The sequence below is a fragment of the Thalassoglobus polymorphus genome (assembly GCF_007744255.1).
Classification (GTDB): domain Bacteria; phylum Planctomycetota; class Planctomycetia; order Planctomycetales; family Planctomycetaceae; genus Thalassoglobus; species Thalassoglobus polymorphus.
Map to the genome: position 1 here is coordinate 4955297 of NZ_CP036267.1, position 15489 is coordinate 4970785.

General features: G+C 51.2%; 13 protein-coding genes and 1 tRNA gene. 5 read left to right on the top strand and 9 right to left on the bottom strand.

Annotated elements, in window-relative coordinates; genetic code table 11:
• Window positions 1-20 precede the first annotated feature (20 nt).
• Window positions 21-428, top strand: a complete 408-nt coding sequence (locus Mal48_RS17885) for a hypothetical protein (RefSeq protein ID WP_145202743.1) — start codon at window positions 21-23, stop codon at window positions 426-428.
• Window positions 429-614: 186 nt separating this feature from the next.
• On the opposite strand, the gene Mal48_RS17890 is transcribed toward Mal48_RS17885, so the two are convergent.
• From Mal48_RS17890 to Mal48_RS17900, 3 genes are all read right to left on the bottom strand, one after another.
• Window positions 615-815, bottom strand: a complete 201-nt coding sequence (locus Mal48_RS17890) for a carbon storage regulator (RefSeq protein ID WP_145202746.1) — start codon at window positions 813-815, stop codon at window positions 615-617.
• A 200-nt stretch (window positions 816-1015) separates the two neighbouring features.
• The gene (locus Mal48_RS17895) at window positions 1016-1276 is read right to left on the bottom strand and encodes a hypothetical protein (RefSeq protein WP_145202749.1); all 261 of its coding nucleotides are present in this window, start codon (window positions 1274-1276) and stop codon (window positions 1016-1018) included.
• Between the two features lie 297 nt (window positions 1277-1573).
• Window positions 1574-1646: transfer RNA gene (locus tag Mal48_RS17900), tRNA-Glu, on the bottom strand.
• Between the two features lie 123 nt (window positions 1647-1769).
• Between Mal48_RS17900 and Mal48_RS17905 the strand changes: the two genes are divergently transcribed.
• Both Mal48_RS17905 and Mal48_RS17910 read left to right on the top strand, forming a co-directional pair.
• Window positions 1770-3398 carry a serine/threonine-protein kinase gene (locus Mal48_RS17905; RefSeq protein WP_145202752.1) on the top strand — a complete coding sequence of 543 codons (1629 nt, stop codon included), beginning with the start codon at window positions 1770-1772 and terminating at the stop codon, window positions 3396-3398.
• Window positions 3399-3666: 268 nt separating this feature from the next.
• Window positions 3667-5487: a hypothetical protein gene (locus Mal48_RS17910; protein WP_145202755.1), complete on the top strand. Its 1821-nt coding sequence runs from the start codon at window positions 3667-3669 to the stop codon at window positions 5485-5487.
• 182 nt (window positions 5488-5669) lie between these two features.
• On the opposite strand, the gene Mal48_RS17915 is transcribed toward Mal48_RS17910, so the two are convergent.
• The 5 genes from Mal48_RS17915 to Mal48_RS17935 all read right to left on the bottom strand — a co-directional run bounded on the left by Mal48_RS17915 (window position 5670) and on the right by Mal48_RS17935 (window position 11560).
• Window positions 5670-7049: a carbon-nitrogen hydrolase family protein gene (locus tag Mal48_RS17915; RefSeq protein ID WP_145202758.1), complete on the bottom strand. Its 1380-nt coding sequence runs from the start codon at window positions 7047-7049 to the stop codon at window positions 5670-5672.
• Between the two features lie 184 nt (window positions 7050-7233).
• On the bottom strand, window positions 7234-7857 hold the full coding sequence (locus Mal48_RS17920; protein WP_145202761.1) for a DUF2238 domain-containing protein: 624 nt from the start codon (window positions 7855-7857) through the stop codon (window positions 7234-7236).
• A 44-nt stretch (window positions 7858-7901) separates the two neighbouring features.
• A complete protein-coding gene (locus tag Mal48_RS17925) occupies window positions 7902-9335 on the bottom strand; it encodes a glycoside hydrolase family protein (protein ID WP_145202764.1) in 1434 nt (477 codons plus the stop codon).
• Window positions 9336-9398: 63 nt separating this feature from the next.
• Window positions 9399-10058 (bottom strand): acyltransferase, encoded by a 660-nt coding sequence (locus Mal48_RS23780; protein WP_145202767.1) that lies wholly within the window; start codon window positions 10056-10058, stop codon window positions 9399-9401.
• Window positions 10058-11560 (bottom strand): hypothetical protein, encoded by a 1503-nt coding sequence (locus tag Mal48_RS17935; RefSeq protein ID WP_145202770.1) that lies wholly within the window; start codon window positions 11558-11560, stop codon window positions 10058-10060. The genes Mal48_RS23780 and Mal48_RS17935 overlap by 1 nt, the downstream gene beginning before the upstream one ends.
• A 190-nt stretch (window positions 11561-11750) precedes the next feature.
• On the opposite strand from Mal48_RS17935, the gene Mal48_RS17940 reads away from it, so the two are divergent.
• Both Mal48_RS17940 and Mal48_RS17945 read left to right on the top strand, forming a co-directional pair.
• On the top strand, window positions 11751-12545 hold the full coding sequence (locus tag Mal48_RS17940; RefSeq protein WP_145202772.1) for an IclR family transcriptional regulator: 795 nt from the start codon (window positions 11751-11753) through the stop codon (window positions 12543-12545).
• A 40-nt stretch (window positions 12546-12585) separates the two neighbouring features.
• Window positions 12586-14253, top strand: coding sequence for a glycoside hydrolase family protein (locus Mal48_RS17945; RefSeq protein ID WP_145202775.1), 1668 nt, complete (start codon window positions 12586-12588; stop codon window positions 14251-14253).
• A 232-nt stretch (window positions 14254-14485) separates the two neighbouring features.
• Here the strand turns inward: Mal48_RS17945 and Mal48_RS17950 are convergent, their stop codons facing one another.
• A complete protein-coding gene (locus Mal48_RS17950) occupies window positions 14486-15061 on the bottom strand; it encodes a c-type heme family protein (protein WP_145202778.1) in 576 nt (191 codons plus the stop codon).
• Window positions 15062-15489: the final 428 nt, after the last annotated feature.

The following is a 15489-nucleotide window of genomic DNA, read 5'->3' on the forward strand; positions in this document are numbered from 1 at the left end:
CCTTTAACAACAAGCTGACCATGCCTGGGGATTTCCGACCTTCAAACAGTAAATTTGCCGGGTCCATTCTGGCCGCTTGTATTGTCGGCCTGTTCGGAGCATTGGGAATTGCGTTTGTCTCCGCTGCGAGCGGCGGTGATCCGGTTATTACTCTGGGTGTGATCCTGGGAGGAGCTTGCGGCTTATTCCTGATAATCTGGCTGCTCAACACCACCTCGAATGTAAGTCCAAGCGCCTGTTATCACTGGGTCTTCAGCAAGAATGCTCGCCCTAAAGCTGACTACGAACCACGCCGCAAACGGACACAAAAAGAAGACTACGGAACGCAAAAGCCGGCGTCAGCTGAAGAAGTCAAAGACCTGAAAGATGGCCTCAGAAACTGGGTTCCCTCGAAGACGCGAGAAGGACGTTCACACCTGAAGGAGTAAATCCTGCAACTTCAGTGTGAACTCATGGCCCCACACTTAAGACGCCTACTCAGACGTCTACGTCTCATATCGCCCAAACGACAACGAGGCATCTCGGCATAAGGCAGCCTCTCTACGCAATCGGCATACCTGAAACCCGACCACATAAAGCGTACTACGCAGGCGATTGACTAACCACGCAGAAAACTATTGCGCAGAAGCTTTGCCATTGTTTTCAACGGGTAATTCAACTTCGACCGTTTGACAAAGTTCGTCGCGAACAATGTTCATGTCGCGAGGAGCATCAATCCCAATACGAACTGTGTTGGGACCAATCCGAACGACTGTCACTGCGATCTCTTCACCGATGAGAATTCTTTCTCCCGGCTTTCGTGAGAGGACCAGCATGATCTTCCTTCCTGTGGGTTGCCACGTCTGAGCCAAGGCATCTTGCCCGAACACGCGCCATCAAAACGAGTATGACATCAGAACGATAGCATCCCACAACCGAGAGATCTACCCACCCGGAAAAATCAACCGACCCCGCACGACTCCACTGCTGCCCAAAAAGCAGGCAGGAGAGGCCTGCTCAAAAAACAGGCAGGCGGTTACTGAAACCCGAGCTTGGAGACTGCTGTGAATTCCCCCACGTCTGTCATCTTCACTGCCGATATGGCAGAGAATGCGAGGATCACTTTCCTGGCCCCTGACGAATCGGGACGATCCCGTTCGAGAGCGAGCAAACCATCAGTGGTCATGAAATTGGTAAAGCCAATACTCTCCTGAAAATTCGTAGCTATGATTCCAACTTTAGGAACGTCCTTTGGCCAGTTCTCGAAGATCTGCTGCCAAGCAAACGAAGCATCCATAACGGTTCTTCTTGTTAGAGTCCTCTTGGTGCTGGCAGCGTCTGCAAACGACACTCTCAATAGAAAATCAGTAGAAAATCTGAGCTGGTCGCCACATAGAAAAGGAAGACGATTCCGAAACTCACTCCAGTCACCGTCGAAAGCATCGGTGAAAACGCCCAGAGGTGTGAGTAAATTCCCGCAGCAAACGAGAAGGAAGAAAAAAGAAAGGCGGCAACGATGAATCATCGTTGCCGCCTGACTAACCTGTTTGAATCTAACTCAAAACGGCCGAGGCCGTGAGTTAGAAGTCAAAACTGACCCCAACGGGATTTGAACCCGTGTTACCGGACTGAAAATCCGGTGTCCTAGGCCACTAGACGATGGGGCCGACGAGACATACGGTATCGGCTCATTCGACAATGTCAAGCAGACTTGTCGAGCAAAATTCTCCAATTTTCTAATTCTCGATGCTCACGATCTTTCCTGACCGGACATAGATTACAATCCGTTGATGCCAAACGAACATGACGAACAAATTGCACTGATCCTGGAAGAGCTCCTTGAGGAGGCTCGCGCTGGGAGAAAACTCCGTCTGGACGAAAAACTGAGAGGTCATTCGGAAATCGAAAACGAAGTCCGCCAGCTCTGGGCGACGATGGCACTTGTCGAAAACCTGAATCTCTCATCATTATCCGAAGAACCGGATTTCGCAGCTCATACGACTTCAACCGGCACGCCAACCATCCCCGGCTATGAAATCTTCGAAGAAGTCGGTCGTGGAGGAATGGGAGTCGTCTACCGCGCCCGGCAATTGTCACTGAACAGGATCGTTGCCATCAAGATGCTCTTAAGTGAAACCCACGCCACTCCCATCAACCAGATCCGATTTCAAAGCGAGGCGGAATCGGCTGGGGGAATGGATCACCCACACATTGTTTCAGTCTTCGAGATTGGTGACTCGACGCAGAGGCCGTTCTTCAGCATGCCCTACATCGAGGGGACAACACTCGCCAAGCGGATCTCTCAAAGCCCGCTCACAAACATCGAAGCCGCCAAACTGATGATTCCAGTCTGCCGGGCAGTGGCCTACGCACACCGAAAAGGTGTTCTACACCGAGACCTGAAGCCTTCGAATATTCTGATCGATCGAACCCACCATCCATTTGTCTCTGATTTCGGACTCGCCAAACGTGTCACTTCAAACGGAAGCTCAGAGCCGTCATTGACTGAAAGTGGAGCGATTCTGGGAACCCCAGGATATATGGCTCCTGAGCAGGCGGCTGGCAAGCGGGGTGAGGTAACTCAAAGCACAGACGTCTACAGCCTGGGAGCAATCCTGTACGCCTCGATGACCGGGCGGCCTCCATTCCAGGCAGCCACTCCCGTCGACACTCTAATGATGATCCTCGAGCAGGAACCTCCGCCGCCCCGGTTGTTGAACCCGCAAATCGACTCGGATTTGGAGATGATCATCCTCAAGGCGATGCAGAAACCAGCAGATTTACGATACATCAGCGCCGACGCATTAGCTGACGATCTCGAAGCCTATTTAAATCATGAACCTGTCGCAGCCCGATCATCACAACTCACCCAAGTTCTGAGCCGCGTGTTTCGCCCCACGCATCACATCAATGTCCTCGAGAACTGGGGACTGCTCTGGATGTGGCACGCATTCGTACTCCTGATCCTGTGTATCACGACGGACACCCTCAAACACCAGGGTGTCACATCTCGCCTCCCTTTTGTGGGGCTGTGGACTGTCGGGCTTGGGACATGGGCATTCATTTTCTGGAACCTCCGCCGCCGATCAGGCCCGGTCACATTCGTAGAACGGCAAATCGCACACGCCTGGGCTGCGAGCATGGCCTGTTCAACGGGATTATTTGCGGTCGAAGCATTATTAAACCTGCCAGTCCTGACTCTCTCGCCAGTCCTTGCACTCATTGCTGCTTCCGTCTTTGTGGCGAAAGCAGGAATCCTCTCAGGAGAATTTTATATCTACGCAATCGTCCTTTTCCTGACCGCGATCCCTATGTCACTCTTCCCTGAGTATTCACTGCGAATCTTTGGGTTCGTCTCGGCGGCCACCTTTTTCATCCCAGGCCTGAAATTTCACCTCATCAAAAAAGCGAACTCTTAGCTCTGAGAAGCGACCTCAGCCCCCAACTGGCAGAGGAGAATCCACACCCCTGATCGCACAAAACTTGACCTCCACCAGACCTTGTCTTGAAGAGACTTTGCTGACTGCGACAAGTTTGTTCACAAAATTGATGACAACCCCAACTGTGGCAATCGACTGTCTCAGCCTGCATTATCGGCAATTTTGTACAAATCGTCTCATGCAGTCTCCTCCTCAATGTCGATAGAAGGAAAGCTTTCTTAGCACATCACAAACAAGGGGGAACGTGATGCGCACTTATCAAACCCGCTGGCAGCGTAGCGCGATGTGTATCGCCGTCGCTGCTGCTTGTGCGTCCAGCTTATCGACGACAATTGGTTGCGCTCGCGGCTCAGCTCGTGAGGTCAGTACAGACCTTTCCAAGCAAGCTTCCGAGTCTGCGATCCGCGCTGAGAGATCAATCGCAGCAAGGAATCAAACGCCAAAGGATGTTGACGAACGAGAACCTCAGGAACCTGCGGGGAAGGTCTTCCTCCCGGGAACCAGTCCGCTTGCGCGGCAGAATCCGCTTGCCAAACTCCTGAAGGAAAATGCAGGACAGTTTCCATCTGAAGATCCGTTCCTGCAATTAAAAAATAATCAGGAAAACGAAGCTTCAGAGAAGAACCCGGATGAGAAAATTATGCTCACCCGACACTCAAACAACTCCGAGCCGCAATCTTCGCTCGAAAGAGAGGCTGCGCAAGACTCTTCTCCCGTTGCAAAACCATTCCCGTCGTATGTCGAAGTTGCACCGGAAGATCAGAACATCAAAAATCCGTTCGCAGCCACTGGACAAACTCCTGCCCCTACGACAAAAGCCAAACCAAGCCTGACAATACGTCAAACTGCAGAACGCCAAACGGCAGAAGGGAGAATTGCAAAGTCTCTTCCGAAGCTTGTTGCGTCTGGCCCATCTCACTCCTCAACTGCGCGAAGAGCTGAGTTTCCCGCACCTGAAACGACTGCCACCTTAGGGCAATGGAAAAGTTTGGACGAAAAGCAGACTCCAAACCGGGGCGAAAAAACCAGAATTGCTCAACCGACAAAGCAAGTACAAGCGATCGAACAACCACAGGAAGTCCCGCAAGATAAAAACGTGGAGCAGTTCAAGCGAATGAAGTCGCTAATTCTGCAAGCAAAGGATCAGCATGCTCGTGGTGAATTGCATGCTGCATACCGAAGCGCTCTGCTTGCCCAGAACATTGTGACCCAAAACGGATTAAAGCTTGGACCGAATGAGGCCAACCCCGATACAATTGCGCAAGAAATTGCCGCAATGATCTGGGGAGCGAACACGCAGAGCTCTCCAAACCAGAAGCCTCGCAAAGAAGCTGAGCTCCCAATCATTCAACCACGGCAGCAACGACAGCCGGTTCGTCATGACCAGGCTTTCACGACTTCGCCAGCCTATCTGAACTGGCAACCTTCCCCACAAATGGAAACCAAGAAAACAGCAGAGAGTTCACCTGCACCACCAACGCAAATGGACTCTGCAGACAATAAAGTTGTCTCTGCTCATCACGACAACCAAAGCTCTTCCTCGCAACAACTTGTCCAACAGCTCGTTGGGACGAAGGTTCAGACTGACCAACAAGAGCTTAAGTCCTTGCCAGAGACAGAGCCGAACACAAGCGTCCCTGGCACTGGAACTTCCTCTGCCACAGCGACAGTGACCACAGCGACAGTGGCTTCACGACCGATGCCGCAGCAGGTTCAAAGCGTCGCAAGCGAGACTAAACACTTTGTCGAAACACAAAGCAGGCAGCGTGTCAGTCCGGAAAACATCGCTGCTACATCGGCGGCAACGATTGATCTCGAAAACCCTTTCGACGTCGAGTTCAAAGCCCCTGCCTCAGTTTCTCCAATCAGTTCAACAAAGAAAGAGGTTGTCAGCTCACCAGTTAAGAACCTCAAATGGGGAGCGATCGCATTTATCCTCGCGACTCTCTCAACCTTGATTGGTTTGAAAATGAGTAAATCACCGAAGCAGGCAGCTTCAGAGGCGACAGAAGAAACCGACCAAGAGAATGAGGATCGACCTCAACTGAAAATCTCAAAGGCGGCCTGACACGCAGTGGAGTAAAAAGCATCTCCAACGATGTTTAACGCAGCCATTTGATTTGTGCAACAGCGCACCTTCACTGGTGCGTAACGCACTCTCACTCTGACAGTCAGCCCCATAGCAAGACCTACTGTCACTGAAAACGAGAGAGCTCAAAGTGCGGAGATCACCGGTTCATGCGAACCAGATCACTTTTCACTCTTGACGATTTCTCCGGGAAGTTCAGGACGGTGGCGCTGAATCTGAGCTTTGAAGTCTCCAAGACTTTGCCAGTAGAGCGGCTTGTTGAGATCAACTTCGGTGACAGCTACGGTCCCCCATTCTTTGGCTTGGGCAAGCGGTTTGCCGTCGTGCCCATAAACTGCTGAAATCATCCAGTCTGAAGAAGTGTCGGTGTAGGTGCTGCTGATCACATAAGTGTGATTTTCACAGGCACGAGCACTGCCGAGCATGGGATTGCATCCCCACACAGGCCAGGCAATCACTTCAGCTCCACGATTGCTAAGTTCTCGAGCGACTTCCGGAAAGAAACCGTCGTAACAGATCATCATCCCAACCTTGCCAAATCGCGTATCGAAAACGGGGTACTCATTCCCCGGCATAATGCCACCTTCGATTTCTCCTCGTGGCAGAGTCACCTTGCGATACTTTCCGGCGATCTCTCCATCGGGACCGAGAAGGACAGCGACGTTGTACACCAAGTGTTCGTCTCGTTCGAGAAGTCCAGCGACAATGTACATATCGTGCTTTTTCGCCAGCTGCCCAAAGTATTCACTCGATGGCCCCGGAATTGTTTCCGCACACTCGGCGTACGTCTTTCCTGATCCGTAAACTGTGAGTGTCTCTGGAAGGACAACCAGATCCGCCTTCTGTCTCGCAGCATCTTCAATCAAGGGAGCAAACTGCTCTCGCTTCTCTTTGGCAGTTGTCCCGGCACGAGGCCGGTAGTGGACCGTTGCCAATCGAACTTTACGTGGTGCGGGAGGCTCAGTCGGCGCAAGCTTTACGCTACTCCAGGTCACTTTCGAATTCGGTGTGCCCCAACGGTATTGAAGTTCCACAACAGCCTGAGTTGCTTCAGACGGGACACGATAAACAGCAGCGACTTCAGTCCAACCATCCTTGGTGATCCCATCCGCAGGGAACTCCGGCTCCGCGCGCGGTCTTTCACCAGGTCGATACGATGCAAAAGATGGATCGTCTCGAACCACTCGCTGACCGTTTTCTTTCAGCCAATTGATCCGCACAATTACAGCACGGCGTTCAAGATCAACACCGGTGGTCTTCTTCCAGACAGAAAAACGATAGTGCTTGCCACCTTCCACTGGAAACGACTTCTCCCAATGCCCCATCAAGCCCTTGCGGTCATCTGCGGAAACCGACAGGCCAAACTCTCCATTCCGACCGGCTGCTTCCTCATAAGAAAATGCCGGACGAATTTCATCACGCGGTGAAACTGCTTTCCAGCCAGCGGTGTCAACCTCACCCACAGTCTCACCTGCATGGGTAAATGCCCCAGTGAGAACGATCAAGGCAAGAGAGAGATTCAACGTAAGTTGCAAACGCATGGCAGACCACCATTCAGATAAAGAAAATGTTTGTGATGTTTGACCATCCAGCTACAAAACTATGACATTTCTACAGAGAAATGGAAACCGTAATCCCACGAAGGGTTCTTCATCGGAGCCTGAGAAGAACACAAAACTCATACTACATTGTGTCGTCGAGAGTGCAGTTGAGAACCTGGACAGTTCAACGCGTCGAAGCATCACGAGCGAAGATGGCAATCAGGAAGGCTGCAAGCAAACTTCCCACAAGATTCGAGACAAGATCCCAACCGGTGTTGATGTACCCGCCAACGTTTGTTTCTGGAACAGTCAGCGTAGCGACAAATTCAATCACCTCATTCAACGCACCGAACCCCATCCCCGCTGCGACACACAACGTCAACAAACCAAACGTCGGGCGAACGCTGGCCCCGTTGGCCTGAAAAGTCCAATGCAATGCCTGCCAGCAGATCCAGGTTGTCAAACCAAACCCGTATGCGTGGACAGCCTGATCAAACTTGAATCTCTCAGGAATGATCCACCAATTGTAAAGAACACGGGAATCACCAGCTGTCGACCAGCTGGACGGGACTTCCACCAAGCCGCCGCACATGTGAGCCAGTCCCCATAGAGAAAGCCCCCACAACGCAGCTGGATGCAGCGAAACTCGACGATGCAAAATCAAAACGGGAACAAGGAGAATTCCCATCACCGCCACGTACATCACAAATTCCATCTTCCCGCCAGACAACGATGTCCAGAGAGCCGGCGCGATATACAGAGCGGTAAAGCCGAGGACAGTCTTTTCGTTTTTCAGAAATTGCGACATGGCATTTTAACCGCACACTTCAGGTGTCGGGCGGAGCGTCGTCATTACTCGAACCGGAATGAATACAAGTCACATTCTACGAGCTCAAACTTCAATCGAACAGGCTTGCCAGCCAGCTTTGAGAGATCGGCATCTTTTCGCCACTTCACCTTGAGATCAATGGAATCCCCGAAAACCGGCTGGCAATCATCGAGGGTGAAACCCTCAAACGGTCTCCCATCGAGGTCTTGAATCTCGACGCGAACTCCTCCGACAGCACTTGTGCTCAGGTTCAAACCAAGCTCTTCACCTTGAAACTGAATCGGCTTGGTTAGAAGCAACCCTTTCTTCGACGTTGCATTCACCGAGACAAATCCATCGGTCCGCAATGTGTAGCGATCACCACTACGATGATAGATCGACATTTCAGTCGGGCTGGTGGGAACCACATTGAGTGCAACATAGTTTGACCGGTTCCGCCAACGAGCAGGGTCCAGCCCTGGTCGAATAAATGCGTGAGTAAACAGTCGATTGTATCTGTCCGTGCCTGCACGAGACGACATAAACAGAATGTCAGTCGCGTTGACATCTTTGGTATCGTACCCAGGCGCGTCTCCGCGCCCCGGAACAAATCGCGTTGGGAAAGCAACGTAGATGTGAGGGGCGCGAAAATACGCTTGCGTTCCGTTTGTATAGAGGTGTTCACCGGGAAGATTCGGAGCCATCTCGACCGGCTTGCTCCAGGTTTCAAAATCGGACGACACCGTTCTGCTAATGCTTCTGAGCCGCTCGGGATTGGTCCAGGTTCTGAAATAGCAGACGTACTTCTGTTCAGCTTCTGACCAGAAAGAGACGTTCGGAGAATCAAAGGCATGTCGCCATTCGGGTTGATAGGGAATCACTTCCGATTTCTTTGTCCAGTGAATCCCATCTGCAGAGACCCACGCAAACAGACCTCGCCCCGGTTTTGTCGTCCCTATTTTGTTTCCCGGTCCGGGATAGCCTGCCAGTGCCTTGAATCGTTCGTCCGGATCGACTCCCTTTCGAGAATCAAGGAAGGGCATAAAGTTCGTCAAGAAAGGTGGCTGTCGAACAAGTATCGCGTTGTTCTTTTTTGAACCGTCGAACTCGCAAAGCCCAAGATTCGGAAATGTCCATTCGTGACCGTCGCGACTTTCCGCATAGTGAACCGTTTCGCCCGGATGTCCGGTATGAAATTCACCTTTGTAGCTGGGATCGGAACTCCGATAGTATGCCCGCAACAGGTCTCCATCCTTGATGATGGTCACCATATGACGCTCCGGGAGTGGCGACTTGGGACGAGGAGTTTTGATGGGATGATGCAATTTGAGTTCGACGCCGTCCGTTTTTTCTATCAAGAATCGATCGACAAACAATTCGCGCCGCGAGCCAATTTCAATCGTCTCTTCAGCCTTGCAGAGCTCGACCGTTTGCAAATTCAGGACGAGTAAAATTCCGAGTAGAATGAATCGATTCATGCCGAGTCCGCCTCATTGAAGAAAGTAAGTTTTGCGATTCGCTACAAAGTCGTTCTCAACTTTTCACAGTTCCTCACCCCGCCATGTTTCGTCACTTTGGGCTCCCCACAAATCGGTCTGCGGAAGCAGAAGCTCCGGAAGATTCCCGTGAGAAATCTCTTCTGGAAGTGGATAGTGACGGGCTGGAACTCCGTAAGCGAGTCTGTCAGGAGGAACATCTTTATTGACCACTGAGCCTGCACCAATCACCGAGTTGCGGCCAATCGTGACGCCGGGACAGACAGTCACTCCGCCACCGATGCTCACATGATCTTCGATCGTTGGCCCTTCCACTGGTGCGGCTCTTCGCATCGGATATTTATCGTTCATGAATGACGTCCCCGGTCCGATGAACACCATATCCCCAATGGTCGTCGTGCTTGGCAAATAGACATGTGCCATAAGTTTGACACCATCTCCAATCCGCAAGCGACCTTCCAAAGTACACTTGTGATGGACAACACAACGATCACCGATCGTGACCTCAGCCCGGATCAATACTTGATGCCCACATTGAAAACGATTCCCGATCACCGTGCTTGCATAGAGAATGCTTCCCGAGCGAATCACTGCATCGTCGCCGATCCTTAGCGGAGCGAAGTCTCCCGGATATCGATATCCCAATGTGACATCCGGGTCGACTTGAGCGTTGCTCCCGATCTCAAAGTAAGCCTCCTCGGACATTATTTCTCCTCGACAAATTGATTCAGAATCCGAACAGCCTCCTGCGCCAGGACATCGCCAGCTGGCTTTTCAAGAGGAAGACGAAATCGTGTGTAGCGATGATGCGAACTCATATACTCCTGACCTCCAACGTTTTCTGAATCAGGAATGTACCCATGCGAAACGTTCATATAGCCGCACGGAATCGTCAGCGGTAACGGAGAGTTTTCGCGTATCTGAGTTCCAACTCCGTGAAACGGTTCGCACGGCATCCCAACAATCCCGACATCACCAAGACGGAGCACAGCGATCTCCATCTCCAGGTGTTTCTGAACAGCCTCCGTTGAATCGGTCTCATGTAGAACGATCCCCCAAACGTTCCACGGCCGCACCAGCTCTACCATCTTTGCCCGAAACGGTGGCGACAACGCTGTAGGAAAGTTTAGGCCCACACAATTCAGCATCTCTTCGTCTCCAGCTTTTGCTCGCGAGATAAAATCATCCATCTCTGCAAGCTCCGCTTCAAGCAGCTCTTTTGCCGGGATCGAAGCGAGTGGAATCTTCACAGTCTCCACCTGAAACGCAAGCTCAGAACTCTGCGAAGGACGCAGGCTTTTCATCGCAGCAAGGTAGCTCTCCGCCAGCATTTCACCAAATTCAGTCGACCGCTCCACACCGCCAAAAAACATTTCTTTCGAATTGATATCCCCGGCACAACCTTGCAAAAAACCAACCGGAACTGCTTGCCCCATCGAAGAATGATCGCTTCGCAATTTCTCCGCGAGAATATCACAAGCGACCTGTGGCCACTCACCGAAGATGATTGTCTTTTCAGGATTATAAGCCGTGACCGGATGACCGGTGAACTGGGCAAACGCAGCGACCGGCTCATCCTGATGATTCTTCAAGACTATCAACGGGGCGCACGTTTCAATCTCTCCCGAAAAGTCATCCCCGAGAAGCTCTCTCTCTTTCTCGCGAATGAAGTATGAGGAGCCATCTTCACGAAGTCCTTTACGATTATATGTGATGCGGTCCTCGCGACCTTCCCCCCACCAGACACTCACTTCTTCCAGCATCTCTGGTAGTCGCTGTGCATGTTCTCGCAGCGATTTGAGGAACTCTTTTCCGACAGGGAGTAACTCTGCAGGCGGAGGACTTTCGCTGTAAGCGTTGTACATCAACACGCCGTTCTCAGCGAAAGAAACGCTGCAATGATTGTGAGATGTCAACAAGAGTACATGCGAAACAGGAAGCCCCAAATCACGAGCGATAGTTTCTCGGAAGAGATGACTCACATTGACCGGAGTACTCGGCCCAAAATGCGTGGTAATTAAACAGACCCTGATTGCATCAGATTCGAGCAGTAACAGAGTTGTCTTCAGCGGACCAACAACTTCAACGGCCTTCTCATGAGTGCGGTGATCGGTCATCGCTCCCAAATCAGGAGTGATCTCGAACTCGGAAGCGGCTGCCCGGAGCCCGGAGCTTTGCTCATGCTGATTGAATGCTTCACTTTGCATATGAGAATACTTGATTAGAGGGCTATCTCGTCCAAATCTTTGGGAATACAAACTGTCCCGTTACATCACCACTTACAAGAAGCTCCTCTCAAAGATTCCAGGAGTCGAACAGGCGTTCCATGAACTTGCCACTCTGTTGCATAGTTTGATACTGTTGTTGTGATATATTCATCTTAAAAGAGCGGAAACGATGTCGCAACCCGTCGGAACATTAGTCAAAGCCATGGACGTTCTCGATCTTCTGGGCGAGGCGGCCCCCATCGGTGTCAATGAAATCAGTCGCAAACTCGGAATGGACAAAAGCACTGTCTCGCGACTCCTCTCAACGCTGAGATCTCGAGACTATGTTCGACTCTCACCCGACCAGACCGGATACGACATTGGGCTTCGCATCTTCGAATTAGGCAAGTCAATACAGGACCGAATGCCGGTCCGGGAAACTCTCATCCCGCATGTGGATGCCCTCTCTGAAAAAACCGGTGAAACCGTCTTCGCGCTGCACTACAGCAAAGAGCTTGTCGCTTACCTGTACAATTGTGTCTCATCTCAAGACATTCGGCTTGGAGAACAAACTGGACTACGCGTCGAACCTTGGAATCACCCCGCCGGAAAAACGATTTTGGCGTTCCGTGGTCGTGATGAAGTCACGGACAAGTTCGCAAGACGCAGGAGAAGCTCCCGCGCAGGATTACCAACGATCAAAGAGTTTCTCAAAGAGATGGATCGTATTTCACAGCAAGGGTACGACGAGCAACGCGATAAAGAAAAATGCCTCATTAGCGTTCCGATCCTTAACGAAACCGGAAATGTCAATGCAGCGTTGATGGTCGGAGGACCAACATTTCGCATGCCTCCCCAAAGCACTCAGCCGTTGGTTTCACTTCTCAAGAAACATGCAGCGGAAGTCTCTCGCTCCCTCGGCTGGATGAAACAGAAAAAATCTGATCGCCTTAAAGGAGTTCTCCGAACTGACACAGAGACCTGAATTCCATCCTTCAAGCAATACATAAAACCCGGAAAGTCCCATGACACGAATGACGACTTCACTCTTCACCGATTTCGCAGGAAACGTGTCAGCCGCGATCAGTTCCCTGCTCCTTGTGGGCTGTCTCATCTCTCCACAACTGTTCGCGGAGGAAGCAAAGTCGAGTGACGTCTATTTCGATGAAACGAAAGTGGTCACTCTGTTTTCTTTCGACGACGTCTCAATTCCGTTCTCACAGAACCTTAAATTGCAAATGCGGCCCCCCAAACGACACGCAGCGAACCCGGCGGTTCAACGCGGTGAAGATGGATCGACTGACTCATGGGCAGTTCAATTTTATGGTTCCGTCATTCGCGTCGATGACAAGTACAAAATGTGGTACGTGTCGGTTGGTGACGAACGATACGACAAGTCGCTCCCCCGATCCGAGCCGTGGAAGGTTGCCTATGCAGAGAGCAATGATGGTATTCACTGGACAAAACCGAACCTCGGACTGGTCGAGGTCAATGGAAACAGAAACAACAATCTGGTTCGCATGAATCCGCACATCGGGACGCTCAACGTCAAAGTGCTGTACGAGCCAGATGAGCCGAATCCAGAGCGTCGTTACAAAATGGGAGCCCACGTCTGGTTTCCGAAGAATGACGTACGGCTGGGGGCATTTGCTCCGTATGTCAGCCCTGATGGAATCAACTGGAAGTTGCTTCCGCAGACAACACCTGTCAATGCAGAGTTCCCGGAGAAAGATCTCGTCCTTCCCGCGCTGCATATTGAACCGGTTGGGGGAATGTTCAAATGGGACGGCCTGTACCGTATTTCTGGACAGAACGCCATCGCCGCTACGCGTCCGTATCATGGTCGAGTTTCAAGAGAATTTATCTCCGGTGACTTCGAGAAATGGAGTCAAGCAAGCGCCATCTCGATGGTTCGAACTCCGCAACATACAATACTCGGCCCGGGACGTAGTCGCGAAGGAGAACAAACTCACGAAGGGATCAGTGTCTGGAATCGCAACAACGTGTTACTCGGTATTTCGGGACTCTGGCACGGAGCGTCTGAGTGGAAAGATGTCACAATTGACCTCGGCTTTGTCGTCAGCAACGACGGAGTTCACTTTCGAGAGCCTTTTCATAATTGGACATTTTTAAAGCGAGGCAAAGACGGAGCCTGGGATCAGGGAGGATTGCTGCAAGGACAAGGTTTCGAAAATATCGGTGAGCAAACGTTCGTCTATTATGGTGCCTGGGACCCGCGCGGCTGGGAGAAATCGCCTAAACGAGGTGGTGTCGGAATCGCAACCGTGCCGCGAGATCGATTCGCTGACTTGATCGTCGACACCACAACGACCGGCACCGGAAATTATCAAATCCCCAACACTGTCAGCGAATTCCTCACGAAGTCTATCGACATCGCACCCAACACAACTTCCAGGTTCTACCTGAATGCCGACGGCCTCGGCGACCAAGCGTTTCTAAAAATTGAACTCTTGGATCACAAGCTCGTCTCGCTTCCGAAACACTCGGGCAAGCAGGCTGCACTGGTAAGAACCAACGGCTATCAAACTCCGATCGCCTGGGGTAAAAAAACCAGCCTCAGCAATCTCCCCAACCGCGTTCGCTTCAAAGTCACCTTCGAAGGAAAAAAGAAGACCGACATCCGGTTCAACGCCCTGTATATCAAAAGCGAAACTCGAACGGGCGGAGACTAACTGAACTCTCACCAAGTGATATCTTTTCTCGAACTGGAATTCGCGCTATGCGCGGACGCATGGTAGGGGGAGTTGCTCAAACTATCTGCTCAAAACACGCCTCGGTAGCCGACCGGACTTTCACAAATTGGAGACATGCTCACCGCGCGAAGCACGATGAGCATTAAGGACAACCTAAGAGCCAAACCTCCAGACCCCTTAAGAAGAAGACAGTCCCCCCAAAAAATGGCTTTTATTTGATAGGGAGTTCGTAGCTGACAGCACCGATCGCTTCACCTTTTTTAACGTCAGCGTAATGAGCGTGACACATGATGCATCTTTCCATAACAACTGGAACTGCTGTCATCGCTTGAAGGTAAGGCTTTCCATCTTTGAATTTCACTTCTTCAACATACGCTTCTCCAGACTTGATCGCCTTGGCAGCTTTTTTCTCGAAGTCGTTTTTTGCAACGTTCTCAGGTTCGTATGGATCGCCAGTCAGGTCGATCAGACGGACATCATGAAAACCTGTTTTACTGACTCGACGGAAGAGTTCGACCGCAGCACTTCCAGCAGCGAAGTCATCTTCATCATGAACGTACTTATCGGTCACAAGGACGATTGTCTGCTTGTAGATATCGTCCAGCATCTTGACTGTTTCGCGGGTTCGCTTCACAGCGGCTGGCCGAACTTTTTTCTCGCCTGAATCTGACTTCGCCGAGGTTACTTTTTTGCCGGCCTTGTCACTCTTCTTATCGTCAGCAACTCCAACCGCAACAACTGCGATTCCAAGTGCCAGGACACAACCGGAAATGAGCGAATACTTCATGGTCTTTACTCCACACTACGATGTGAAAACAAAAAGATGGCTGCCAAAGCCGTTAGGGCACTCGATTCCAAGTACGGCATTTCGGTGCGACGTTTCCACCACGTGATGTGCTAAGACTTCGAACAAGAAGAGGCTTGAGTGCCTCCCAGCTACATCCAGAACGAAGGAGTTTCTCTTCGCCTGAAAGTGCACTTCAGTTTTCGAACCAGCTCTTAGTCAGCATCACCCGGCCTGCTCAAAACTCAACACCTCACCCAACAGGTGACCAGATGATTCAGCGCCCCAAGGATCACCCTTGAGAGGCATTACCGAACTGAGCCGCATTCTGCTTGCTTGACCATTCACCAAACATGCAGAAGAGATACCGCCCCTAAATTAGACATGGACATCCAATTTGTCAACTGAAGCAAATAAACCCACCACCAATA

Bases quoted from the DNA above. Each gene is read 5' to 3' on its own strand.
- Mal48_RS17895 (WP_145202749.1), bottom strand. From the start codon at position 1,276: ATGGATGCTTCGTTTGCTTGGCAGCAGATCTTCGAGAACTGGCCAAAG.
- Mal48_RS17920 (WP_145202761.1), bottom strand. From the start codon at position 7,857: ATGTCGCAATTTCTGAAAAACGAAAAGACTGTCCTCGGCTTTACCGCT.
- Mal48_RS17925 (WP_145202764.1), bottom strand. From the start codon at position 9,335: ATGAATCGATTCATTCTACTCGGAATTTTACTCGTCCTGAATTTGCAA.
- Mal48_RS17950 (WP_145202778.1), bottom strand. From the start codon at position 15,061: ATGAAGTATTCGCTCATTTCCGGTTGTGTCCTGGCACTTGGAATCGCA.
- Mal48_RS17945 (WP_145202775.1), top strand. From the start codon at position 12,586: ATGACACGAATGACGACTTCACTCTTCACCGATTTCGCAGGAAACGTG.
- Mal48_RS17910 (WP_145202755.1), top strand. From the start codon at position 3,667: ATGCGCACTTATCAAACCCGCTGGCAGCGTAGCGCGATGTGTATCGCC.
- Mal48_RS17905 (WP_145202752.1), top strand. From the start codon at position 1,770: ATGCCAAACGAACATGACGAACAAATTGCACTGATCCTGGAAGAGCTC.
- Mal48_RS23780 (WP_145202767.1), bottom strand. From the start codon at position 10,058: ATGTCCGAGGAGGCTTACTTTGAGATCGGGAGCAACGCTCAAGTCGAC.
- Mal48_RS17915 (WP_145202758.1), bottom strand. From the start codon at position 7,049: ATGCGTTTGCAACTTACGTTGAATCTCTCTCTTGCCTTGATCGTTCTC.
- Mal48_RS17885 (WP_145202743.1), top strand. From the start codon at position 21: ATGCCTGGGGATTTCCGACCTTCAAACAGTAAATTTGCCGGGTCCATT.
- Mal48_RS17940 (WP_145202772.1), top strand. From the start codon at position 11,751: ATGTCGCAACCCGTCGGAACATTAGTCAAAGCCATGGACGTTCTCGAT.
- Mal48_RS17935 (WP_145202770.1), bottom strand. From the start codon at position 11,560: ATGCAAAGTGAAGCATTCAATCAGCATGAGCAAAGCTCCGGGCTCCGG.
- Mal48_RS17890 (WP_145202746.1), bottom strand. From the start codon at position 815: ATGCTGGTCCTCTCACGAAAGCCGGGAGAAAGAATTCTCATCGGTGAA.